The 297-nt window shown below is 58.7% G+C and carries 1 protein-coding gene and 1 pseudogene; both read right to left on the minus strand.

Translation table 11 applies throughout. From position 1 onward, the window contains the following. Positions 1-159: pseudogene (gene glyA, locus ACQ4LH_RS21180) on the minus strand (serine hydroxymethyltransferase); the annotation flags it as partial. A 70-nt stretch (positions 160-229) separates the two neighbouring features. Continuing rightward, the coding region (locus tag ACQ4LH_RS21185; RefSeq protein WP_430698973.1) for a hypothetical protein at positions 230-297 on the minus strand (68 nt) is incomplete at its 5' end.

Raw genomic sequence — 297 nt, forward strand, 5'->3', positions numbered from 1 at the left:
GCCGTAGCCCAGGGTGCCGTAGCCGGCACCGAACAGCTGCTTGGCGCGGTCGATGGCCAGTTGCTCGACGATGTCGACGTATTCGCAACCGCCGTAATAACGCTTGCCCGGATAGCCTTCGGCGTACTTGTTGGTCAGTACNAAGCCGGCAYACGATATCSCTCTKTTCTTCYGGKGGGCGSGGAGWTGTKTAAAAGAGACGGAKGSCGTGTTGCTCGACGATGTCGMCTTATSCGMAACCGCCGTAATAACGCTTGCCCGGATAGCCTTCGGCGTACTTGTTGGTCAGTACCGAGC

The organism is Pseudomonas peli (genome assembly GCF_050563605.1).
Classification (GTDB): domain Bacteria; phylum Pseudomonadota; class Gammaproteobacteria; order Pseudomonadales; family Pseudomonadaceae; genus Aquipseudomonas; species Aquipseudomonas peli_A.